Annotated in this window: 1 pseudogene; it reads right to left on the bottom strand. The window is 65.1% G+C overall.

The features are described 5' to 3' along the window. Nucleotides 1-113 precede the first annotated feature (113 nt). A pseudogene (locus tag ACQG3P_RS24020) lies at nucleotides 114-235 on the bottom strand (cell division protein ZapA); the annotation flags it as partial.

The following is a 235-nucleotide window of genomic DNA, read 5'->3' as shown; positions in this document are numbered from 1 at the left end:
CCGTCGGTCACAGCAGAGAACGCATGGCCATTATCGCCAACAGGACCGGAACGGATACCCCCGCCGTCGGTCCAAGTACGTGCCAATTCAGACCAATGAAAAACGCGTGCAGATCAGCCCGCGTCGAGGGCCCGGTCCAACCGCCTGTTCAGAGCGGCCAGCGTCTGCTGCAGCGCGACCCCTTGGCGCGCAGGGTCGTCGCGCAGCTCCTGCAGTACATGCGCCAGGTGCAGCG

The organism is Stenotrophomonas sp. SrG (assembly GCF_050031795.1).
In the GTDB taxonomy this organism is placed as follows: domain Bacteria; phylum Pseudomonadota; class Gammaproteobacteria; order Xanthomonadales; family Xanthomonadaceae; genus Stenotrophomonas; species Stenotrophomonas rhizophila_A.
This window is presented reverse-complemented; position numbering and strand designations above follow the sequence as displayed.